This is a genomic window from Clostridium sp. DL1XJH146 (genome assembly GCF_054819755.1).
The window spans coordinates 1-1,578 of the sequence record NZ_JBTVVN010000092.1; the positions used below are offsets into that span (position 1 = coordinate 1).

The following is a 1,578-nucleotide window of genomic DNA, read 5'->3' on the forward strand; positions in this document are numbered from 1 at the left end:
ATAATCTATTTTAATCATCTCTTTCTATACTTATTTTGAATAAACCGGTTAATTCATTAATTACTATTATTTCCATATCAGTTTATTTTATACAAACTCTTGTTCTTTTTTTAAATCAAACAAAAATCACGAAGATAAATTTCACTTATTTCGATTTTACCGAATTGTATAATTATGCTACAATTTTATTATAAAGTACATAATTTGCAACCACGTTATAGTCATATTTGAAAGGGGAATTATTATGAAAAAAGTTTGTCTATTGCTTGCTAATGGATTTGAAGCTGCTGAAGCAAGTGTTTTCACTGATGTTATAGGTTGGAATAACTTTGAAGGAGATGGAACCACAGAATTAATAACAGTTGGTACAAAAGAAACTCTTAAATGTACATGGAACTTTACTGTAATTCCTGAGATGAACATAAGAGATCTGAATGTAAATGATTTTGATGCCTTAGCAATACCTGGCGGTTTTGAAGAAGCTGGTTTTTACGAAGATTCATTTAGTGACATTTTTCTAGATATTATTAGAGAATTTGATAAACAAGGAAAATTTATTGCTTCCATTTGTGTTGCCGCACTTCCTATTGGTAAAAGTGGCGTTTTAAATGGAAGAAATGCAACTACATATAATCTTAATGATGGAAAAAGACAAAAGGAATTAGCTGAATTCAATGTAAATGTTATACCAGACAAGCCAATAATTATTGATAAAAATATCATAACTTCATACAATCCTTCTACAGCATTTGATGTTGCTTTCACTCTTCTAGAATTACTTACATCAAAAGAAAATACAGATAATGTTAAAAGATTAATGGGCTTTCTAAAATAAACATAAATGCAGCATCAATAACCTCTGTTTCTATTTTTTCATCTAATATCATTTCGCTAATTAATTTTTACTCCTTAAATTCGACTGATTTTATTTCTTTATCAGTTCCCCCTAAAAGTGCTTTAAGAAACCTAATTGATATATTTTTACTATATTTATTATCTTTATGCCCAAAAATCACTTAAATTAATATTAATTTAATATTAATTTTAACTTTTTCTGAAATATCTAGCAGGCTAAAAATCATATCCAATTTTTATTTGCAAGTTTACTAATCATTTATATCGTTTTAGTGTTAATTTTTTATAAAAACATGCCTATTTTATATATATTTTTTTTTAAACATTTAATAATAAAATTGCTTTGCAATTGCTTTATTTCTATATTTCAAGGGTATATATAAAAAGAGGATTCTAGACTATACTTGTCCTTTTAATGACTTAATCTCGCTAAATCATTAATCTATTAAGAAATGGTCGAATTATAGAGTTTTTCAAACAATGCTAAATAGAAAAAACTATGCTACTATGTTCACAAAATAAAAAACGCAATATAAGGGGTTTAAAATGAATAGAGAAGCAAATAAATTAGTTATAATGAAAAAAACCGGAATGTTTTTACTAGGATGTGCTCTTTATTGTTTTTATATGTCCGCTATTTTAATACCAAATACTATTGGTACAAGTGGACTAGCTGGTATAGCTCTTACTTTAAATCATGTATTCCAATTTCCAGTAGGGAAA

The 1,578-nt window shown here is 26.4% G+C and carries 2 protein-coding genes; both read left to right on the forward strand.

The features are described 5' to 3' along the window. Positions 1 to 244: 244 nt before the first annotated feature. On the forward strand, positions 245 to 835 hold the full coding sequence (locus ACVHXK_RS18600; protein WP_461207906.1) for a DJ-1/PfpI family protein: 591 nt from the start codon (positions 245 to 247) through the stop codon (positions 833 to 835). A 611-nt stretch (positions 836 to 1,446) separates the two neighbouring features. Next, on the forward strand, positions 1,447 to 1,578 hold a 132-nt coding region (locus ACVHXK_RS18605; RefSeq protein WP_461207907.1), incomplete at its 3' end, for a YitT family protein.